This is a genomic window from Actinoplanes sp. NPDC049598 (genome assembly GCF_040675435.1).
Classification (GTDB): domain Bacteria; phylum Actinomycetota; class Actinomycetes; order Mycobacteriales; family Micromonosporaceae; genus Actinoplanes.
The window spans coordinates 104,157-121,309 of the sequence record NZ_JBFAOX010000009.1; the positions used below are offsets into that span (position 1 = coordinate 104,157).

At 67.0% G+C, this 17,153-nt stretch carries 31 protein-coding genes; all 31 read left to right on the plus strand.

From position 1 onward, the window contains the following. Positions 1-35: 35 nt before the first annotated feature. On the plus strand, positions 36-1,229 hold the full coding sequence (tuf, locus tag AB0J66_RS21570; protein ID WP_097322779.1) for an elongation factor Tu: 1,194 nt from the start codon (positions 36-38) through the stop codon (positions 1,227-1,229). 305 nt (positions 1,230-1,534) lie between these two features. Further along, positions 1,535-1,843 carry a 30S ribosomal protein S10 gene (rpsJ, locus tag AB0J66_RS21575; RefSeq protein WP_097322778.1) on the plus strand — a complete coding sequence of 103 codons (309 nt, stop codon included), beginning with the start codon at positions 1,535-1,537 and terminating at the stop codon, positions 1,841-1,843. Positions 1,844-1,856: 13 nt separating this feature from the next. Beyond that, on the plus strand, positions 1,857-2,513 hold the full coding sequence (gene rplC / locus AB0J66_RS21580; RefSeq protein ID WP_364663268.1) for a 50S ribosomal protein L3: 657 nt from the start codon (positions 1,857-1,859) through the stop codon (positions 2,511-2,513). Beyond that, positions 2,510-3,157, plus strand: coding sequence for a 50S ribosomal protein L4 (rplD, locus tag AB0J66_RS21585; RefSeq protein WP_364663270.1), 648 nt, complete (start codon positions 2,510-2,512; stop codon positions 3,155-3,157). The genes rplC and rplD overlap by 4 nt, the downstream gene beginning before the upstream one ends. After that, a complete protein-coding gene (rplW, locus tag AB0J66_RS21590; protein WP_097322775.1) occupies positions 3,154-3,456 on the plus strand; it encodes a 50S ribosomal protein L23 in 303 nt (100 codons plus the stop codon). Before rplD ends, rplW begins: the two co-directional genes overlap by 4 nt. 14 nt (positions 3,457-3,470) lie before the next feature. Beyond that, positions 3,471-4,310, plus strand: a complete 840-nt coding sequence (rplB, locus tag AB0J66_RS21595; RefSeq protein ID WP_203761912.1) for a 50S ribosomal protein L2 — start codon at positions 3,471-3,473, stop codon at positions 4,308-4,310. A gap of 14 nt (positions 4,311-4,324) precedes the next feature. Next, positions 4,325-4,606 carry a 30S ribosomal protein S19 gene (gene rpsS, locus AB0J66_RS21600; RefSeq protein WP_097322773.1) on the plus strand — a complete coding sequence of 94 codons (282 nt, stop codon included), beginning with the start codon at positions 4,325-4,327 and terminating at the stop codon, positions 4,604-4,606. 31 nt (positions 4,607-4,637) lie between these two features. Then, positions 4,638-5,102, plus strand: coding sequence for a 50S ribosomal protein L22 (gene rplV, locus AB0J66_RS21605; RefSeq protein WP_364663275.1), 465 nt, complete (start codon positions 4,638-4,640; stop codon positions 5,100-5,102). Continuing rightward, the gene (gene rpsC, locus AB0J66_RS21610; RefSeq protein ID WP_364663278.1) at positions 5,102-5,959 is read left to right on the plus strand and encodes a 30S ribosomal protein S3; all 858 of its coding nucleotides are present in this window, start codon (positions 5,102-5,104) and stop codon (positions 5,957-5,959) included. Before rplV ends, rpsC begins: the two co-directional genes overlap by 1 nt. 3 nt (positions 5,960-5,962) lie before the next feature. After that, complete coding sequence (rplP, locus tag AB0J66_RS21615) at positions 5,963-6,388, plus strand: 50S ribosomal protein L16 (protein ID WP_203379161.1); 426 nt, start codon at positions 5,963-5,965, stop codon at positions 6,386-6,388. Then, positions 6,388-6,621, plus strand: coding sequence for a 50S ribosomal protein L29 (gene rpmC / locus AB0J66_RS21620; RefSeq protein ID WP_360245572.1), 234 nt, complete (start codon positions 6,388-6,390; stop codon positions 6,619-6,621). Before rplP ends, rpmC begins: the two co-directional genes overlap by 1 nt. Further along, positions 6,618-6,896 carry a 30S ribosomal protein S17 gene (gene rpsQ / locus AB0J66_RS21625; RefSeq protein WP_097322768.1) on the plus strand — a complete coding sequence of 93 codons (279 nt, stop codon included), beginning with the start codon at positions 6,618-6,620 and terminating at the stop codon, positions 6,894-6,896. The genes rpmC and rpsQ overlap by 4 nt, the downstream gene beginning before the upstream one ends. A gap of 97 nt (positions 6,897-6,993) precedes the next feature. Continuing rightward, positions 6,994-7,362, plus strand: coding sequence for a 50S ribosomal protein L14 (rplN, locus tag AB0J66_RS21630; protein ID WP_007073026.1), 369 nt, complete (start codon positions 6,994-6,996; stop codon positions 7,360-7,362). Further along, on the plus strand, positions 7,359-7,679 hold the full coding sequence (rplX, locus tag AB0J66_RS21635; RefSeq protein WP_097322767.1) for a 50S ribosomal protein L24: 321 nt from the start codon (positions 7,359-7,361) through the stop codon (positions 7,677-7,679). Before rplN ends, rplX begins: the two co-directional genes overlap by 4 nt. After that, positions 7,679-8,248 carry a 50S ribosomal protein L5 gene (gene rplE / locus AB0J66_RS21640; protein WP_364663283.1) on the plus strand — a complete coding sequence of 190 codons (570 nt, stop codon included), beginning with the start codon at positions 7,679-7,681 and terminating at the stop codon, positions 8,246-8,248. Before rplX ends, rplE begins: the two co-directional genes overlap by 1 nt. Before the next feature lie 2 nt (positions 8,249-8,250). Then, positions 8,251-8,436: a type Z 30S ribosomal protein S14 gene (locus tag AB0J66_RS21645; protein WP_014440734.1), complete on the plus strand. Its 186-nt coding sequence runs from the start codon at positions 8,251-8,253 to the stop codon at positions 8,434-8,436. Between the two features lie 119 nt (positions 8,437-8,555). Then, positions 8,556-8,963, plus strand: coding sequence for a 30S ribosomal protein S8 (gene rpsH, locus AB0J66_RS21650; protein WP_360245564.1), 408 nt, complete (start codon positions 8,556-8,558; stop codon positions 8,961-8,963). Positions 8,964-8,980: 17 nt separating this feature from the next. Then, positions 8,981-9,520: a 50S ribosomal protein L6 gene (gene rplF, locus AB0J66_RS21655; protein WP_364663285.1), complete on the plus strand. Its 540-nt coding sequence runs from the start codon at positions 8,981-8,983 to the stop codon at positions 9,518-9,520. Then, positions 9,517-9,912 carry a 50S ribosomal protein L18 gene (gene rplR, locus AB0J66_RS21660; protein WP_364663287.1) on the plus strand — a complete coding sequence of 132 codons (396 nt, stop codon included), beginning with the start codon at positions 9,517-9,519 and terminating at the stop codon, positions 9,910-9,912. The genes rplF and rplR overlap by 4 nt, the downstream gene beginning before the upstream one ends. 13 nt (positions 9,913-9,925) lie before the next feature. Then, complete coding sequence (gene rpsE / locus AB0J66_RS21665) at positions 9,926-10,549, plus strand: 30S ribosomal protein S5 (protein WP_360245554.1); 624 nt, start codon at positions 9,926-9,928, stop codon at positions 10,547-10,549. Then, positions 10,549-10,731: a 50S ribosomal protein L30 gene (gene rpmD / locus AB0J66_RS21670; RefSeq protein ID WP_014687772.1), complete on the plus strand. Its 183-nt coding sequence runs from the start codon at positions 10,549-10,551 to the stop codon at positions 10,729-10,731. Before rpsE ends, rpmD begins: the two co-directional genes overlap by 1 nt. Beyond that, the gene (rplO, locus tag AB0J66_RS21675) at positions 10,731-11,174 is read left to right on the plus strand and encodes a 50S ribosomal protein L15 (protein WP_364663290.1); all 444 of its coding nucleotides are present in this window, start codon (positions 10,731-10,733) and stop codon (positions 11,172-11,174) included. The genes rpmD and rplO overlap by 1 nt, the downstream gene beginning before the upstream one ends. A 242-nt stretch (positions 11,175-11,416) precedes the next feature. Further along, on the plus strand, positions 11,417-12,760 hold the full coding sequence (secY, locus tag AB0J66_RS21680) for a preprotein translocase subunit SecY (protein ID WP_364663292.1): 1,344 nt from the start codon (positions 11,417-11,419) through the stop codon (positions 12,758-12,760). A 71-nt stretch (positions 12,761-12,831) separates the two neighbouring features. After that, positions 12,832-13,485, plus strand: coding sequence for an adenylate kinase (locus AB0J66_RS21685; RefSeq protein ID WP_030436520.1), 654 nt, complete (start codon positions 12,832-12,834; stop codon positions 13,483-13,485). Between the two features lie 3 nt (positions 13,486-13,488). Beyond that, positions 13,489-14,322: a type I methionyl aminopeptidase gene (gene map, locus AB0J66_RS21690; protein ID WP_364663294.1), complete on the plus strand. Its 834-nt coding sequence runs from the start codon at positions 13,489-13,491 to the stop codon at positions 14,320-14,322. Positions 14,323-14,366: 44 nt separating this feature from the next. Then, entirely contained in the window at positions 14,367-14,939 is a 573-nt protein-coding gene (locus tag AB0J66_RS21695; protein ID WP_364663297.1) for a DUF1707 domain-containing protein, read from the plus strand. A gap of 165 nt (positions 14,940-15,104) precedes the next feature. Then, on the plus strand, positions 15,105-15,326 hold the full coding sequence (infA, locus tag AB0J66_RS21700; RefSeq protein WP_007073013.1) for a translation initiation factor IF-1: 222 nt from the start codon (positions 15,105-15,107) through the stop codon (positions 15,324-15,326). Between the two features lie 52 nt (positions 15,327-15,378). Next, positions 15,379-15,495: a 50S ribosomal protein L36 gene (rpmJ, locus tag AB0J66_RS21705; protein ID WP_015619018.1), complete on the plus strand. Its 117-nt coding sequence runs from the start codon at positions 15,379-15,381 to the stop codon at positions 15,493-15,495. 149 nt (positions 15,496-15,644) lie between these two features. Further along, positions 15,645-16,025, plus strand: coding sequence for a 30S ribosomal protein S13 (rpsM, locus tag AB0J66_RS21710; RefSeq protein ID WP_097322757.1), 381 nt, complete (start codon positions 15,645-15,647; stop codon positions 16,023-16,025). Positions 16,026-16,042: 17 nt separating this feature from the next. After that, on the plus strand, positions 16,043-16,450 hold the full coding sequence (gene rpsK / locus AB0J66_RS21715) for a 30S ribosomal protein S11 (protein ID WP_014440747.1): 408 nt from the start codon (positions 16,043-16,045) through the stop codon (positions 16,448-16,450). A 16-nt stretch (positions 16,451-16,466) separates the two neighbouring features. Beyond that, the gene (gene rpsD / locus AB0J66_RS21720) at positions 16,467-17,093 is read left to right on the plus strand and encodes a 30S ribosomal protein S4 (RefSeq protein WP_364663301.1); all 627 of its coding nucleotides are present in this window, start codon (positions 16,467-16,469) and stop codon (positions 17,091-17,093) included. Positions 17,094-17,153 lie beyond the last annotated feature (60 nt).

The following is a 17,153-nucleotide window of genomic DNA, read 5'->3' on the forward strand; positions in this document are numbered from 1 at the left end:
GCGAAAGTAAAACCACAGTCCACAGGAGGACACCAGTGGCGAAGGCGAAGTTCGAGCGGACTAAGCCGCACGTCAACATCGGCACCATTGGTCACATCGACCACGGTAAGACGACGCTGACTGCGGCCATCACGAAGGTCCTGCACGACGAGTACCCGGACCTCAACCCGTACACCCCGTTCGACGAGATCGACAAGGCGCCGGAGGAGAAGGCCCGCGGCATCACGATCTCGATCGCACACGTCGAGTACCAGACCGCGGCGCGTCACTACGCGCACGTGGACTGCCCCGGCCACGCCGACTACATCAAGAACATGATCACCGGTGCCGCCCAGATGGACGGCGCGATCCTGGTGGTCGCCGCGACCGACGGCCCGATGCCGCAGACCAAGGAGCACGTGCTCCTGGCCCGCCAGGTCGGCGTTCCGTACATCGTCGTCGCCCTGAACAAGAGCGACATGGTGGACGACGAGGAGCTCCTCGAGCTCGTCGAGCTCGAGGTTCGCGAGCTGCTCAGCACCTACGAGTTCCCGGGCGACGACCTGCCGGTCGTGCGCGTCTCGGCGCTCAAGGCGCTCGAGGGCGACAAGGAGTGGACCGGCAAGCTCCTCGAGCTGATGAACGCGGTCGACACCGCGATCCCGCAGCCCGAGCGTGAGACCGAGAAGCCGTTCCTCATGCCGATCGAGGACGTCTTCACGATCACCGGTCGTGGCACCGTGGTCACGGGTCGCGCCGAGCGCGGCATCCTCAAGCCGAACGAGGAGGTCGAGATCGTCGGCATCCGCGAGAAGTCGACGAAGACCGTCTGCACCGGCATCGAGATGTTCCGCAAGCTGCTCGACGAGGCCCGCGCGGGCGAGAACGTCGGCCTGCTGCTCCGCGGCATCAAGCGCGAGGACGTCGAGCGCGGCATGGTCGTGGTCAAGCCCGGCACCAGCACTCCGCACACGGAGTTCGAGGGCCAGGTCTACATCCTCTCGAAGGAGGAGGGCGGCCGCCACACGCCGTTCTTCCAGAACTACCGCCCGCAGTTCTACTTCCGCACCACGGACGTCACCGGCGTCGTCACGCTGCCCGAGGGCACCGAGATGGTCATGCCGGGCGACTCCACCAGCATGTCGGTCAAGCTGATCCAGCCGATCGCCATGGAGCAGGGCCTGAAGTTCGCGATCCGTGAGGGTGGCCGCACCGTCGGCGCCGGCACGGTCACGAAGATCAACGTCTGACGATCGGGTACCCCGATTAGCATTGCCGGCGAGTTTCCGGCATACTAGTCAGGTTGCGTCCGAGCGGGGTGGGTAGCTGCCTTGTGCAGCTACCCACCCTCGCCGGGTGTCTGGGGTTGTTTTAGCCGCCCGTTTGACACCTCAAGATCCCCGTGATCTGGATGGTTGCTGTGCGCAGATTTCTGAGCGCAGGCGCGACACGCCCGACCGCGGGGGTCGGACAACGCAGGATCGACGGTCCTGCGGGCTGCGAGAGCCACCGCTCTCGCACGTAGCGGCATCGAGAGAAGGAAACAGAAGCCACCATGGCGGGACAGAAGATCCGCATCCGGCTCAAGGCCTACGACCACGAGGTAGTCGACTCCTCGGCTCGGAAGATCGTCGAGACGGTTACGCGTACCGGTGCGTCGGTTGCCGGCCCGGTGCCGCTGCCCACGGAGATCAACCGTTTCTGCGTCATCCGCTCGCCGCACAAGTACAAGGACTCGCGCGAGCACTTCGAGATGCGCACGCACAAGCGGCTGATCGACATCATCGACCCGACTCCGAAGACGGTCGACTCGCTCATGCGCCTCGACCTGCCGGCTGGCGTCGACATCGAGATCAAGCTGTAGGGATCTGCGACTAATGGACAGGGAAGTTAAGGGGATCCTGGGCGCCAAGCTCGGCATGACCCAGGTCTGGGACAACAACAAAGTTGTCCCGGTGACCGTGGTCCAGGCCGGCCCTTGTGTCGTGACCCAGGTCCGTACGGATGAGAAGGACGGCTACACCGCCGTCCAGTTGGCCTACGGCGCGATCGACCCGCGGAAGGTCAACAAGCCCGAGGGCGGCCACTTCGCCAAGGCGGGTGTCTCGCCGCGGCGGCACGTCGTCGAGCTGCGCACCAGCGACGCCGGCGCGTACGAGCTCGGCCAGGAGGTCACCGTCGAGACGTTCCCGGTCGGCACGCCGATCGACGTCACCGGTAAGACCAAGGGCAAGGGCTACGCCGGTGTCATGAAGCGGCACGGCTTCCACGGCCTCAAGAGCAGCCACGGTGTCGAGCGCAAGCACCGCTCGCCCGGCTCCATCGGCGCCTGCGCGACCCCGGGTCGCGTCTTCAAGGGCGTCCGGATGGCCGGTCGCATGGGTAGCCAGCGCTTCACCGTGCAGAACCTGACCGTGCAGGCGGTGGACACCGAGAACAACCTGATCCTGGTCAAGGGCGCGGTGCCCGGCCCCAAGGGCGCGCTGATCCTGGTCCGCACCGCCGCGAAGAAGACGAAGGGCGGTGCCAAGTGAGCTCGGTTGACGTGATCAACGCCGAGGGCAACAAGGCCGGCTCGGTCGAGCTGCCGGACGCGGTCTTCGACGTCCAGGCCAACATCCCGCTGATGCACCAGGTCGTGGTGGCCCAGCTCGCGGCCGCCCGCCAGGGCACGCACAAGGCGAAGTCCCGCGGCGAGGTCGCCGGCGGCGGCAAGAAGCCGTACAAGCAGAAGGGCACCGGCCGCGCCCGTCAGGGCTCGATCCGCGCGCCTCAGTTCACCGGCGGTGGCGTCGTGCACGGTCCCGTGCCGCGCGACTACAGCCAGCGGACCCCCAAGAAGATGAAGGCCGCCGCTCTGCGGGGCGCCCTGTCCGACCGGGCCCGCGACGGCCGGGTGCACGTGGTCGAGTCCTTCGTCACCGGCGAGACGCCGTCGACCAAGGCCGCCATCGCCACGCTGCGCAAGGTCGCCGAGTCGACCAAGGTTCTGGTCGTGCTCAGCAGCACCGACGAGCTCAACTGGCTCTCGCTGCGCAACGAGGTCACGGTTCACCTGCTCGAGGCCGGACAGCTCAACACGTACGACGTGCTGGTCGCCGACGAGGTTGTCTTCACCAAGGACGCGCTCGACGAGTTCCTGGGCACCCCGGCGACGGCCGAGGAGGGGAACAAGTGACCACGATCGCTGACCCGCGCGACATCATCGTCCGCCCGGTTGTCTCCGAGAAGAGCTACAGCGTCCTCGACCAGAACTGGTACACGTTCGAGGTCCACCCGGACGCGAACAAGACCGCGATCAAGATCGCGATCCAGCAGATCTTCAACGTCCGCGTGCTCTCGGTGAACACCGCGAACCGCGAGGGCAAGCGCAAGCGCACCCGGACCGGCTTCGGTCAGCGCAAGGCGACGAAGCGCGCGATGGTCAAGCTGGCTGACGGCGACCGTATCGAGGCCTTCGGCGGCCCGGTCAGCTAAGGGGACAGAAGACAATGGCTATCCGTAAGTACAAGCCGACCACGCCGGGCCGTCGCGGCTCCAGCGTCGCCGACTTCGCCGAGATCACCCGGTCCACCCCGGAGAAGTCTCTGCTGGCTCCGCTGCCCAAGAAGGGTGGCCGCAACGTCCACGGCCGCATCACCACGCGGCACCAGGGCGGTGGCCACAAGCGGCAGTACCGGCTGATCGACTTCAAGCGGGTCGACAAGGACGGCGTGCCGGCCAAGGTCGCGCACATCGAGTACGACCCCAACCGCACGTCGCGCATCGCGCTGCTGCACTACGCCGACGGCGAGAAGCGCTACATCCTCGCGCCGAAGGACCTCAAGCAGGGCGACCGGGTCGAGTCCGGGCCGGGCGCTGACATCAAGCCGGGGAACAACCTTCCCCTGCGCAACATCCCGGTCGGTACGACGGTCCACGGCGTGGAGCTTCGTCCCGGCGGTGGCGCCAAGCTGGCCCGCTCGGCCGGTGTCGGCATCCAGCTGCTCGGCCGTGAGGGCGCGTACGCCACGCTGCGTATGCCCTCCGGTGAGATCCGCCGGGTCGACATCCGTTGCCGCGCCACGGTCGGCGAGATCGGCAATGCCGAACAGTCGAACATCAACTGGGGCAAGGCCGGCCGCATGCGCTGGAAGGGCAAGCGCCCGACCGTCCGCGGTGTCGCCATGAACCCGATCGACCACCCGCACGGTGGTGGTGAGGGTAAGACCTCCGGTGGTCGCCACCCGGTCAACCCGGCTGGTAAGCCCGAGGGCCGTACCCGCCGCAAGGGCCAGGAGAGCGACAAGCTGATCGTTCGCCGCCGCTACGCCACCCGCAAGCGCGGGTAACGGGAGTTTAAAAGATGCCACGCAGCCTGAAGAAGGGCCCGTTCGTCGACGACCACCTGCTCAAGAAGGTGGAAGTCCAGAACGAGAAGAACTCGAAGAACGTCATCAAGACCTGGTCGCGCCGCTCGATGATCATCCCCGACATGCTGGGGCACACGATCGCGGTGCACGACGGGCGCAAGCACGTCCCGGTGTTCATCACCGAGGCCATGGTCGGCCACAAGCTCGGCGAGTTCGCTCTGACCCGCACGTTCAAGGGTCACGAGAAGGACGACCGCAAGAGCCGTCGTCGCTAGTCAGTCCACGGATAAGAAAGGGGTCACAGCGATGCCAGTCAAGAACGACGCACCGGCGCTTCCGGGCAGTCGTGCGGTTGCCAAGCACGTCCGCATCTCGCCGAGCAAGGCACGCCGTGTGGTCAACCTCGTCCGCGGTCTGCCCGCGAAACAGGCTCTGACCGTCCTGCAGTTCGCGCCTCAGGCGGCGAGCGAGCAGGTCTACAAGGTGCTCGCGAGCGCTATCGCGAACGCGGAGAACAACGAGCGGCTCGACCCGGACGCGCTCCTGGTCAGCGAGGCGTTCGTCGACGAGGGCCCGACGCTCAAGCGGTTCCGTCCGCGGGCGCAGGGCCGGGCGTACCGGATCCGCAAGCGCACCTGCCACATCACGATCGCCGTCGAGGCGGTCCAGGTCGCCCGGCCGGCCAAGAAGGCCGCCGCGGCGAAGAAGGCGACGCCGGCCAAGAAGGCTGCGCCGGCCGCCGAGCCCCAGACGACGGAGGAGTCCGAGTAATGGGCCAGAAAGTTCACCCCACCGGATTCCGCCTCGGTATCTCCACCGACTGGAAGTCGCGGTGGTTCGCCGACAAGCTCTACAAGGACTACATCGGCGAGGACGTCAAGATCCGCCGCATGATGTCCAAGGGCCTCGAGCGCGCCGGCATCTCCAAGGTGGACATCGAGCGCACCCGCGACCGGGTCCGCGTCGACATCCACACCGCCCGGCCGGGCATCGTCATCGGCCGTAAGGGCGCGGAGGCCGACCGGATCCGCGGCGAGCTCGAGAAGCTCACCGGCAAGCAGGTCCAGCTCAACATCCTCGAGGTGAAGAGCCCGGAGTCGGACGCGCAGCTCGTGGCGCAGGGCGTCGCCGAGCAGCTGTCCTCCCGGGTCAGCTTCCGCCGGGCGATGCGCAAGGCCATGCAGTCCGCGATGAAGAACCCGATCTGCAAGGGCATCCGGGTGCAGGTCTCCGGCCGCCTCGGCGGCGCGGAGATGAGCCGCACGGAGTTCTACCGTGAGGGTCGCGTCCCGCTGCACACGCTGCGCGCCAACATCGAGTACGGCTTCTTCGAGGCCCGCACGACGTTCGGCCGCATCGGTGTGAAGGTCTGGATCTACAAGGGCGACGCCGTTCCGGGTCGCGAGGCTGTCGCCGAGGCGCCGGCGCGTCCGCGCCGCGACCGTGGTGACCGCCCCGACCGTCCGCGTCGTGGCCGTTCCGGCTCGTCGGGCACGACGGCCGGCGGCACCGAGGCCGGTCGCGCGGCCGCGCAGGCCCGGGGTGGCGACACCCCGACCGGCGAGAACACGAACGACGCCGCGGTTGCCGCGGCTCCGGCTCAGGCCGAGACGCAGCAGGAGGGCTGACACATGCTGATGCCGCGTAAGCCCCCGAAGGGCTTCCGCAAGCCGCACCACCCGGACCGCCACGGCGCGTCCAAGGGCGGCACGCGAGTTGTCTTCGGTGAGTTCGGTATCCAGGCGCTGGAGCCCGCGTACGTGACCAACCGGCAGATCGAGTCGGCCCGTATCGCGATGACCCGTCACATCAAGCGTGGCGGCAAGGTCTGGATCTCGGTCTTCCCCGACAACGCTCTGACCAAGAAGCCGGCCGAGACCCGCATGGGTTCCGGTAAGGGTTCTCCCGAGTGGTGGGTCGCGAACGTCAAGCCGGGCCGGATTCTCTTCGAGATGTCCTTCCCGAACGAGACGATCGCGCGCGAGGCGATGCGCCGCGCGATCCACAAGCTCCCGATGAAGTGCCGCATCGTGACACGCGAAGTGGGTGAAAGCTGATGGCAGCGGGCGTTAAGGCAGCCGAGCTGCGCGAGCTCTCCGAGGAGGAGCTGATCGCGCGGCTGCGGGAGGCCAAGGCGGAGCTGTTCAACCTTCGCGTGCAGGGCGCGACCGGCCAGCTCGACAATCACCGTCGACTGCAGGTCGTCCGCAAGGACATCGCGAAGATCTACACGATCATGCGTGAACGTGAGCTCGGGCTCTCGGTTGCGCCGGATGAGGTGACAGCATGAGTGACGAGAGCACGGCCACCACGGCCCGGGCGAACCGCAAGGTCCGCGAGGGCCTCGTGGTCAGCGACAAGATGGACAAGACCGTCGTCGTCGAGGTCGAGGACCGCGTGAAGCACGCCCTCTACGGCAAGGTTCTCCGTCGCACCCGCAAGCTCAAGGTGCACGACGAGCAGAACGCCTGCGGCATCGGCGACCGGGTTCTCCTGATGGAGACCCGCCCGCTGTCGGCCACCAAGCGGTGGCGTGTCGTAGAGATCCTCGAAAAGGCCAAGTGAGTGCGTCGGGTCGGCCCCCCGGGCCGGCCCGACCACCATCGTTCCGCCAAGCTTCGGTCTGTTTTCTCCGGAGAACTGGCAGACATAGGAGACAGACGTGATCCAGCAGGAGTCGCGACTGCGCGTCGCCGACAACACGGGTGCCCGGGAGATCCTGTGCATCCGGGTGCTCGGCGGCTCCGGTCGCCGTTACGCGAGCATCGGCGACGTCATCGTGGCCACGGTCAAGGACGCCATCCCCGGCGCCGGTGTGAAGAAGGGCGACGTCGTCAAGGCGGTCGTCGTTCGCACCGCCAAGGAGAAGCGCCGTCCGGACGGCTCGTACATCCGCTTCGACGAGAACGCCGCCGTCATCATCAAGGACGGTGGGGACCCCCGCGGCACCCGCATCTTCGGCCCGGTCGGCCGCGAGCTGCGCGACAAGCGGTTCATGAAGATCATCAGCCTGGCGCCGGAGGTGCTCTGACCGTGAAGATCAAGAAGGGCGACACGGTCGTCGTCATCGCCGGCAAGGACAAGGGTGCCAAGGGCAAGGTCATTGCGGCCTACCCGCGGCAGGACAAGGTCCTCGTCGAGGGCGTCAACCGCGTCAAGAAGCACGAACGCATTCGCACCACGCAGCGTGGTTCGAAGACCGGTGGCATCGTGACCCAGGAAGCCCCCGTTCACATCTCGAACGTGCAGATCGTGGACGACCAGGGCAAGCCGACCCGCATCGGGTACAAGGTCGACGAGAACGGCACCAAGGTCCGTATCGCGCGTACGACCGGTAAGGAAATCTGATGACTGCCGCCACCGAGACCAAGGCGCTTCCGCGCCTGAAGCAGAAGTACCGCTCGGAGGTCGTTCCCGGCCTCCAGGAGCAGTACAAGTACGGCAACCCCATGCAGGTTCCCGGCCTGGTGAAGGTCGTCGTGAACATGGGTGTTGGCGAGGCCGCCCGCGACGCCAAGCTGATCGACGGCGCCGTGCGTGACCTGACCACCATCACCGGTCAGAAGCCGCTCGTGCGGCGGGCGACCAAGTCCATCGCGCAGTTCAAGCTGCGTGAGGGCATGCCGATCGGCGCGAAGGTGACCCTGCGCAACGACCGGATGTGGGAGTTCCTCGACCGGCTTCTGTCGATCGCCCTCCCGCGTATCCGTGACTTCCGCGGCCTCGACGGGCGCAAGCTCGACGGGCACGGGAACTACACCTTCGGTCTGACCGAGCAGTCGGTGTTCCACGAGATCGACCAGGACAAGATCGATCGTCCGCGGGGCATGGACATCACGGTGGTCACCACCGCGACGACCGACGACGAGGGCCGGGCGCTGCTCAAGCTCCTGGGCTTCCCGTTCAAGGAGAACTGAGCATGGCCAAGAAGGCGCTGATCATCAAGGCGGCCGCGAAGCCGAAGTTCGCCGTGCGTGCTTACACCCGCTGCCAGAAGTGCGGTCGCCCGCACTCGGTCTACCGCAAGTTCGGCCTGTGCCGCGTTTGCGTGCGGGACATGGCGCACCGGGGCGAGCTGCCCGGCGTGTCGAAGGCCTCCTGGTAATCCCCATCCAACCGCCCCGCCCAGCCGCCCCTAAGCGGACTAAAGGCGGAGTTGATGCAACACCGCTTCGCCGTAGGCCCATCTACGGGAACCCCGGCGAGAAAGGTTGACGAACACCCATGACGATGACGGACCCGATCGCAGACATGCTGACGCGTCTGCGTAACGCCAACCAGGCGTACCACGACAAGGTGACCATGCCCTTCTCGAAGATCAAGGCGAACATCGCCGAGGTCCTCAAGAGCGAGGGTTACATCGCCTCCTGGTCGGCCGAGGAGCCCGAGGAAGGCGCCGTCGGCCGGCGTCTGGTCGTTGAGCTCAAGTACGGCCAGAACCGCGAGCGCAGCCTCGCCGGAATCAAGCGCGTTTCCAAGCCCGGCCTCCGGGTTTACGCCAAGTCCGACGAGCTCCCGCGAGTTCTCGGCGGCCTTGGTGTCGCGATCATTTCGACGTCCCAGGGGCTGCTGACCGACCGGCAGGCCCGCAAGCGGAGCGTTGGCGGGGAAGTCCTCGCCTTCGTCTGGTAACTGGAGACTGAGAAACCATGTCGCGAATCGGACGTAAGTCGATCCCGGTCCCGGCCGGCGTCGACGTCACCATCTCGGGCCAGACCGTCAAGGTCAAGGGCCCCAAGGGCGAGCTGTCGCACACCGTCTCGGAGCCGATCACGGTCGAGCAGGACGGTGCCGAGCTGCACGTCAACCGCCCCAACGACGAGCGCAAGGCCAAGGAGCTCCACGGCCTGTCGCGTACCCTGGTCGCCAACATGATCGTCGGCGTCACCGAGGGCTACAAGAAGACGCTCGAGATCAACGGCACCGGTTACCGGGTCACCGCCAAGGGCAAGGACCTCGAGTTCGCCCTGGGCTTCTCGCACCCGGTCAACGTCGTGCCGCCGGCGGGCATCAGCTTCTCCGTCGAGAAGCCGACCCAGTTCACGGTCTCGGGCATCGACAAGCAGCTGGTCGGCGAGGTTGCCGCCAACATTCGGAAGATCCGCCCGCCGGAGCCCTACAAGGGCAAGGGCGTCAAGTACCAGGGCGAGGTCATCCGCCGCAAGGCTGGAAAGGCAGGTAAGAAGTGACCGCCACGCTTCTCAAGCGTCGCAACGGCGCGGGTGTGTCCGCCAAGCGGGCTGTCGGGAAGGCGCGTCGCCACTTCCGAGTCCGCCGGAACGTCTTCGGCACCGCCGAGCGGCCGCGTCTGGTCGTCACCCGTTCCGCGCGGCACATCACCGCGCAGATCATCGACGACCTCAAGGGCCACACGCTGGCCTCGGCCTCCACGCTCGACACCTCCCTGCGGGGTGGCGAGGGTGACAAGAGCGCTCAGGCCGGCAAGGTCGGTGCGCTCCTCGCCGAGCGGGCCAAGGCCGCGGGCGTGTCCAAGGTCGTCTTCGACCGCGGTGGCAACAAGTACGCGGGGCGGATCGCCGCTCTGGCGTCGGCCGCTCGCGAAGCCGGACTCGAGTTCTAGGAGGAATTGACCAATGCCTGGTCAGCAGCGCCGAGGCGGCGGGTCCGGCGGTAACACCGAGGGTGGCAACCGCCGGGACAACCGCCGTGAGGGCGGCCGCGGGAACGCGCCCGTCGACAAGACCCCGCATCTCGAGCGGGTCGTCGCGATCAACCGTGTCGCCAAGGTCGTCAAGGGTGGCCGTCGCTTCAGCTTCACCGCTCTGGTGATCGTGGGCGATGGCGACGGCACCGTCGGCATCGGCTACGGAAAGGCCAAGGAGGTGCCCGCGGCCATCGCCAAGGGCGTCGAGGAGGCCAAGAAGCACTTCTTCAAGGTTCCGCGGATCGGTGCGACCATTCCGCACCCGATCACGGGCGAGGCCGCCGCGGGCGTCGTGCTCCTCAAGCCGGCATCCGCTGGTACCGGTGTCATCGCCGGTGGCCCGGTGCGTGCCGTGCTCGAGTGCGCCGGCATCCACGACGTGCTCTCGAAGAGCCTCGGCTCGTCGAACCCGATCAACATCGTGCACGCGACGGTGGCCGCGCTGAAGGGCCTCGAGTCGCCCGAGCAGGTCGCGTCCCGTCGTGGCCTGCCGGTCGAGGACGTGGCGCCGGCGGCCATGCTGGCGGCGCGTGCGGAAGCGGCGGTGCACTGATGGCCCGTTTGAAGGTCACCCAGATCCGGTCCGAGATCGGGCGCAAGCAGAACCAGCGGGACTCGCTGCGTTCGCTCGGCCTGAAGCGGATCAACGATGTGGTGGTCAAGGAGGACCGTCCCGAGATTCGGGGCATGATCTTCGCCGTGAACCACCTCGTCACTGTTGAGGAGGTCGAGTAATGGCGATCAAGGTCCACCACCTCCGCCCGGCGCCCGGAGCCAAGACCCCCAAGACCCGCGTGGGTCGTGGTGAGGGCTCCAAGGGTAAGACCGCCGGTCGCGGTACCAAGGGCACCAAGGCCCGCTACCAGGTTCCGGCCCGCTTCGAGGGTGGGCAGATGCCCATCCACATGCGGCTGCCGAAGCTGAAGGGCTTCAAGAACAAGAACAAGGTCGTCTTCCAGGTCGTCAACCTGGACCGGCTCGCCGCGCTGTTCCCGAACGGCGGCGAGATCGGCCCGGACGAGCTGGTGCAGGCCGGCGCGGTCCGCAAGGGCCAGCTGGTCAAGGTGCTCGGCTCGGGCGAGCTGGACGGCGTGTCGCTGACTGTCTCGGCGCACGCGTTCAGCGAGTCGGCCAAGGAGAAGATCGCTGCTGCTGGTGGTTCCACCACCGAGCTGTGATGCTCGTGGGGATGCTCGCCCGGGCGACGCGAAACGCGTCGTTCGGGCAGCATCCCCATTGTGGCGTCTGACCTGGGGTTTCATAACCAGGTGAAATGCCTACCCGCGGTGACGGCTACCGTGCTCCACCGTGGGGCGACAAGACTGTTAGAGTCCGTTGCCAGCTAGAGATGTCGGTCGTCCGGACCGATGCCTTCCCCCATCCGCCCCACGCGGCGGTAACCTCGCGCAGGAGGAAGAAGTTGCTCTCCGCCTTTACCAGTGCGTTCCGGACGCCTGACCTGCGCAAGAAACTGTTGTTCACGGTCGCGATCATCGCGCTGTACCGGCTCGGTGCCACTCTGCCCAGCCCTGGTGTGTCCTACACCAACGTGCAGAAGTGCATCCAGATCGTGAACGACCAGAACTCCGGCGGCGTCCTCAACCTGCTGAACCTGTTCTCGGGTGGCGCGCTGCTCCAGCTCTCGGTGTTCGCGCTCGGCATCATGCCGTACATCACCGCCTCCATCATCCTGCAGCTGCTGACCGTGGTGATTCCCCGCCTCGAGCAGCTCCGCAAGGAGGGCCAGTCAGGCCAGGCGAAGATCACGCAGTACACCCGCTACCTGACGCTCGGCCTCGCCGTCCTGCAGTCCTCGGCGTTCGTCGCCCTGGCGCGGACCGGCCAGCTGTTCGGCAACGCGTGTGACCAGAGCGACCCGTCGACGCAGATCATCCCCGAGAACACCGGGCTGCCGATCTGGCTCACGCTCTCCGTCCTGGTCCTGACGATGACCGCCGGCACCGGCATGGTCATGTGGCTCGGTGAGCTCATCACCGACCGCGGCGTCGGCAACGGCATGTCCGTCCTGATCTTCACCTCGATCGCCGCCCGGCTCCCCGGCGAGGGCTGGTCGATCAAGGAGTCGAGCGGCGTCGGCAAGTTCCTCCTGGTGATCGTCCTGGTCCTGGTCATCATCGGCCTGGTCGTCTTCATCGAGCAGGCCCAGCGCCGCATCCCGGTGCAGTACGCCAAGCGGATGATCGGCCGGCGGATGTACGGCGGCACCTCGACCTACATCCCGCTCAAGGTCAACCAGGCCGGTGTCGTCCCGGTCATCTTCGCGTCGTCGCTGCTGTACCTGCCTCAGCTGTACCTGCAGTTCTTCGACCCGAACAACCTCAAGGGCTACCAGATCTGGATCCAGCGGTGGCTGGCCGACCCCACGAGCGAGCTCTACATCGGCGTCTACTTCCTGCTGATCATCTTCTTCACGTACTTCTACGTCTCGATCACGTTCAACCCGACCGAGGTCGCGGACAACATGAAGAAGTACGGTGGGTTCGTGCCGGGTATCCGCCCGGGCAAGCCGACCGCCGACTACCTGGACTTCATCCTTAGCCGGATCACCCTGCCGGGTGCGCTCTACCTCGGTCTGATCTCGGTCCTGCCGAACTTCTTCTTCATCTGGCTGAACCAGCAGCAGTACCAGAACTTCCCGTTCGGCGGTACGGCAGTGCTGATCATGGTGGGTGTGGGTCTGGAGACGGTGAAGCAGATCGAGAGCCAGCTGATGCAGCGCAACTACGAAGGGTTCCTCCGGTAGTGGCCGGCAGGCTCGGCGCCACTCTTGCGTGGGTCAGCGAGGCTCGTTCTCACCGAAGCGAGGCGATGTAGGTGCGGCTGGTACTGGTGGGCCCTCCGGGGGCCGGCAAGGGGACCCAGGCTGAGTTCATCGCCGCCCATCTGGCCGTACCGAAGATCTCGACCGGTGACATCTTCCGGGCGAACGTCTCGCAGGGCACGCCGCTGGGCGTCGAGGCCAAGCGGTACATGGACGCGGGCCAGCTCGTCCCGGACGAGGTGACCATCAACATGGTCCGGGACCGGCTGGCCGAGCCCGACGCCGGTGACGGCTTCCTGCTCGACGGCTTCCCGCGCACGGTTCCCCAGGCCTCGGCCCTGGACAAGCTCCTGGCCGACCTGGGCACCGCCCTCGATCTGGTGATGGAGCTCGTGGTCGACGACGACGAGGTCATCCGGCGGCTGTCGGGCCGCCGGACCTGCCGCGGCTGCGGCAAGATCTGGCACGTCGAGTTCGATCCCACCAGCAAGGAGAACATCTGCGACCGCTGTGGTTCGGAGCTGTTCCAGCGGGACGACGACAAGGCCGAGACGATCGCCAACCGCCTCGTGGAGTACGCGGAGAAGACCGCTCCTCTGGTCGACTTCTACGGCGCCCAGGGCAAGCTGGTGGGCATCGACGCGACCGGCCCGGTCGAGGACGTGACCGTACGCGCCATCGACGCCCTGCGGTCGTACGGAGGCTAGAAAGTGCGCCGCCCCCAGCTCGACATCCAACTGAAGACGCCCGAGCAGATCGAGAAGATGCGGGCCGCCGGCCTGGTCGTCTTCGCCGCTCTCGAGGCGATGCGCGAGGCCGTGGCGCCGGGCGTCTCCACCGGCGACCTCGACGCGATCGCCGAGAAGGTGATCCGCGACTCCGGCGCCATCCCGTCGTTCAAGGGCTACCACGGCTTCCCGGCCTCGATCTGCGCCTCGGTCAACGAGCAGGTGGTGCACGGCATCCCGAGCACCGAGCAGGTCCTGCGCGAGGGCGACCTGGTCTCGCTCGACTGCGGCGCGATCCTCGACGGCTGGCACGGCGACTCGGCCATCACAGTCGGGGTCGGCGAGACCGACCCGGCACTGCTGCGCATGGCCGAGGTGGCCGAGGACGCGATGTGGGCCGGCATCGCCGCCGCCGCGCGTGGCGCCGCCAACGGCCGGGGCAAGCTCACCGACATCTCCTTCAACGTGGAGAAGACCATCCGCAAGGGCGGCCGGTACGGGATCGTGGACGGCTATGGCGGCCACGGCATCGGCACCGAGATGCACCAGGACCCGCACGTGCTCAACCACGGCAAGCCCGGCAAGGGCCCGCGGCTGGTGCCCGGCCTGTGCCTGGCCATCGAGCCGATGATCACGATGGGCTCGCCGCGCACGGCCGAGCTCGAGGACGGCTGGACCGTGGTGACCCGCGACGGGTCCCGCGCCGCCCACGTGGAGCACACCATGGCGCTGCTGGAGGACGGGGTGTGGGTCACCACCGCCCCGGACGGCGGCCGGGCCCGCCTGGGCGATCTGGTGACGTCCCGACAGGCCTGAGGGCGAGTCTTCCGGTTCTTGGGACGGGCTGGCATGGTTGAGGTATGGGCCGTGACCAGATGCGTGCCGGCGACGACGACCGGCGGCAGACCGCCGATGCGCTGAAGACCGCTCTGGATGAGGGCCGGCTCGACCTCGCCGAATACGACGAGCGCCTCCAGCGGGCGTACGCCGCCAAGACGTACGCCGAACTTGATCTCTTGATCGCCGATCTGCCCGGCAGCAAGCCGGCCCAGCCAGCGCCCGTGGCCAAGGTCTCGAAGGCGGCCGAGCGCGAGGCGAAGGTCGAGTGGATCCGCCAGGTGTGGGGCTCGTGGGCCTTCGTCACCCTGCTGACGACGGCCATCTGGTTCATCACGAGCCTGGCCGGCAACGAGTGGGGCTACTTCTGGCCGATCTGGGTGGCCGGCCCGTGGGGTGTGCTGCAGCTCTTCGCGACGATCGGCGGCCTGGCCGGCGGCGCCCCGCGCAAGATGGTCGAGGAACGCGACCGTAAACGGGAGCGTAAGCAGCGTAAACGCGAACGCCGGGCACAGCAGGCGCAGCTGCCTCCGTCGCCAGGCCAAAAATGGGATATGTCCGATTCCAAGGTCGCCGACACACCCGACCACGGGTAGCGCAGACCTCGGTTTGGTGTCCCTGCTGAGCGGGCGTACACTGGCTAGCTGGCGCGCCTGCGTCCACTCTCGCATGTCTTCAGCGCTTCGAAGGCTGCCGGGAGCCGCGGCTGGCAGGATGCACGACGCGCTAACCCCGAACCCCAGTGTCAGGTAGCGGAGGACATGCCTAAGAAAGACGGAGCCATCGAGATCGAGGGCCGCGTGATCGAGCCCCTGCCGAACGCCATGTTCCGCGTTGAGCTCGCCAATGGTCACAAGGTCCTTGCACACATCTCCGGCAAGATGCGGCAGCACTACATCCGCATCCTTCCCGAGGACAGAGTCGTCGTCGAACTGTCGCCGTACGACCTCACCCGTGGGCGAATCGTCTACCGCTATAAGTGATGACTGGGTCGCGGGGGATCTGTTCCCGTCCCGCTGAGAGTTAAGGCAAACCGTGAAGGTCAAGCCGAGCGTCAAGCGGATCTGCAACAACTGCCGGGTCATCCGGCGGCACGGCCGCGTCATGGTCATCTGCAAGACCGACGCGCGCCACAAGCAGCGCCAGGGCTGAGTCCCGGCTCGCTGCCAGATCCGTCAATTGCAAGAGCTCGTCCCAGCCACCTAGTGGCTGCACCCCCGGCGCGGAGGCCGGGGCCCGCCCGGGCAGGCGGGGTGGGACGGGCCCAGACCTCCGAACGATTCTGAGGAGTACGCCCTTACATGGCACGACTCGTCGGCGTCGATCTTCCCCGCGAGAAGCGGATGGAGATCGCGCTCACCTACATCTACGGGATCGGTCGCACCCGTGCCGTAGAGGCACTGACCGCCACCGCGATTGACCTGAACAAGCGCGCCAAGGACCTCACGGACGAGGAGCTGGTCCAGCTCCGCGACTACATCGAGGGCAATTTCAAGGTTGAGGGTGACCTGCGCCGCGAGGTCGCCGCGGACATCCGCCGCAAGGTCGAGATCGGCTCTTACGCCGGCATCCGCCACCGCCGGGGCCTGCCCGTGCGCGGTCAGCGGACCCGGACCAACGCTCGTACCCGCAAGGGCCCGAAGCGCACGGTCGCCGGTAAGAAGAAGCCCGGTCGGAAGTAATAGGAGCGCACTGACTTATGCCACCGAAGGCACGCGCTGGGGCCGCTGTAAAGAAGGTCCGGCGCAAGGAACGCAAGAACGTCGCCCACGGGCAGGCGCACATCAAGAGCACCTTCAACAACACCATCGTGTCGATCACCGACCCGACCGGTGCTGTGATCTCCTGGGCCTCCTCCGGCCAGGTGGGCTTCAAGGGCTCCCGCAAGTCGACGCCGTTCGCCGCGCAGCTGGCCGCCGAGGCCGCCGCTCGCCGGGCCATGGAGCACGGCATGCGCAAGGTCGACGTCTTCGTCAAGGGTCCCGGCTCCGGCCGCGAGACCGCGATCCGTTCGCTGCAGGCCGCCGGCCTGGAGGTCGGGCAGATCTCTGACGTGACGCCGCAGCCGCACAACGGATGCCGTCCGCCGAAGCGTCGTCGGGTCTAAGGGAGAGATCGAAGCAATGGCTCGTTACACCGGTGCGGACTGCAAGCGCTGCCGCCGCGAGAAGATGAAGCTGTTCCTCAAGGGCAGCAAGTGCGACGGGCCCAAGTGCCCGTTCGAGTCGCGTCCCTTCCCGCCCGGCCAGCACGGCCGCGGCCGGACCAAGGAGACCGAGTACCTCCTGCAGCACCGCGAGAAGCAGAAGGCCCGCCGCGTCTACGGCGTGCTGGAGAAGCAGTTCCGCGGTTACTACGAGGAGGCCGTGAACAAGCAGGGCAAGACCGGTGAGGTCCTCCTGCAGATCCTCGAGTCGCGTCTTGACAACGTCGTCTACCGGGCCGGCCTCGCGCAGTCCCGGGACATGGCCCGGCAGCTGGTCAAGCACGGCCACTTCCTGGTCAACGGCGTGAAGGTCGACATCCCGTCGTACCGCGTCAAGGAGAAGGACATCATCACGACCCGGGAGAAGTCGAAGGAGATGACTCCCTTCGTCGTCGCCCAGGCTCAGGCCGGTTCGCGGCCGGTTCCGGCGTGGCTGGAGCCGATCCCGAGCGAGATGAAGGTCCTCGTGCACACCCTCCCGGCCCGGGCGGTCATCGACACCCAGGTCCAGGAGCAGCTGATCGTCGAGCTCTACTCCAAGTAGCAGCTCTGCCGGGGGCGCCGCTCGGCGCCCCCGGTGCATCACCGAAGGCCATCAAATAGT

Bases quoted from the DNA above. Each gene is read 5' to 3' on its own strand.
- rpsJ (WP_097322778.1), top strand. From the start codon at position 1,535: ATGGCGGGACAGAAGATCCGCATCCGGCTCAAGGCCTACGACCACGAG.
- rplC (WP_364663268.1), top strand. From the start codon at position 1,857: ATGGACAGGGAAGTTAAGGGGATCCTGGGCGCCAAGCTCGGCATGACC.
- rplB (WP_203761912.1), top strand. From the start codon at position 3,471: ATGGCTATCCGTAAGTACAAGCCGACCACGCCGGGCCGTCGCGGCTCC.
- rpsS (WP_097322773.1), top strand. From the start codon at position 4,325: ATGCCACGCAGCCTGAAGAAGGGCCCGTTCGTCGACGACCACCTGCTC.
- rplV (WP_364663275.1), top strand. From the start codon at position 4,638: ATGCCAGTCAAGAACGACGCACCGGCGCTTCCGGGCAGTCGTGCGGTT.
- rpsC (WP_364663278.1), top strand. From the start codon at position 5,102: ATGGGCCAGAAAGTTCACCCCACCGGATTCCGCCTCGGTATCTCCACC.
- rplP (WP_203379161.1), top strand. From the start codon at position 5,963: ATGCTGATGCCGCGTAAGCCCCCGAAGGGCTTCCGCAAGCCGCACCAC.
- rpmC (WP_360245572.1), top strand. From the start codon at position 6,388: ATGGCAGCGGGCGTTAAGGCAGCCGAGCTGCGCGAGCTCTCCGAGGAG.
- rpsQ (WP_097322768.1), top strand. From the start codon at position 6,618: ATGAGTGACGAGAGCACGGCCACCACGGCCCGGGCGAACCGCAAGGTC.
- rplE (WP_364663283.1), top strand. From the start codon at position 7,679: ATGACTGCCGCCACCGAGACCAAGGCGCTTCCGCGCCTGAAGCAGAAG.
- AB0J66_RS21645 (WP_014440734.1), top strand. From the start codon at position 8,251: ATGGCCAAGAAGGCGCTGATCATCAAGGCGGCCGCGAAGCCGAAGTTC.
- rpsH (WP_360245564.1), top strand. From the start codon at position 8,556: ATGACGATGACGGACCCGATCGCAGACATGCTGACGCGTCTGCGTAAC.
- rplF (WP_364663285.1), top strand. From the start codon at position 8,981: ATGTCGCGAATCGGACGTAAGTCGATCCCGGTCCCGGCCGGCGTCGAC.
- rpsE (WP_360245554.1), top strand. From the start codon at position 9,926: ATGCCTGGTCAGCAGCGCCGAGGCGGCGGGTCCGGCGGTAACACCGAG.
- rpmD (WP_014687772.1), top strand. From the start codon at position 10,549: ATGGCCCGTTTGAAGGTCACCCAGATCCGGTCCGAGATCGGGCGCAAG.
- rplO (WP_364663290.1), top strand. From the start codon at position 10,731: ATGGCGATCAAGGTCCACCACCTCCGCCCGGCGCCCGGAGCCAAGACC.
- AB0J66_RS21695 (WP_364663297.1), top strand. From the start codon at position 14,367: ATGGGCCGTGACCAGATGCGTGCCGGCGACGACGACCGGCGGCAGACC.
- infA (WP_007073013.1), top strand. From the start codon at position 15,105: ATGCCTAAGAAAGACGGAGCCATCGAGATCGAGGGCCGCGTGATCGAG.
- rpsM (WP_097322757.1), top strand. From the start codon at position 15,645: ATGGCACGACTCGTCGGCGTCGATCTTCCCCGCGAGAAGCGGATGGAG.
- rpsK (WP_014440747.1), top strand. From the start codon at position 16,043: ATGCCACCGAAGGCACGCGCTGGGGCCGCTGTAAAGAAGGTCCGGCGC.
- rpsD (WP_364663301.1), top strand. From the start codon at position 16,467: ATGGCTCGTTACACCGGTGCGGACTGCAAGCGCTGCCGCCGCGAGAAG.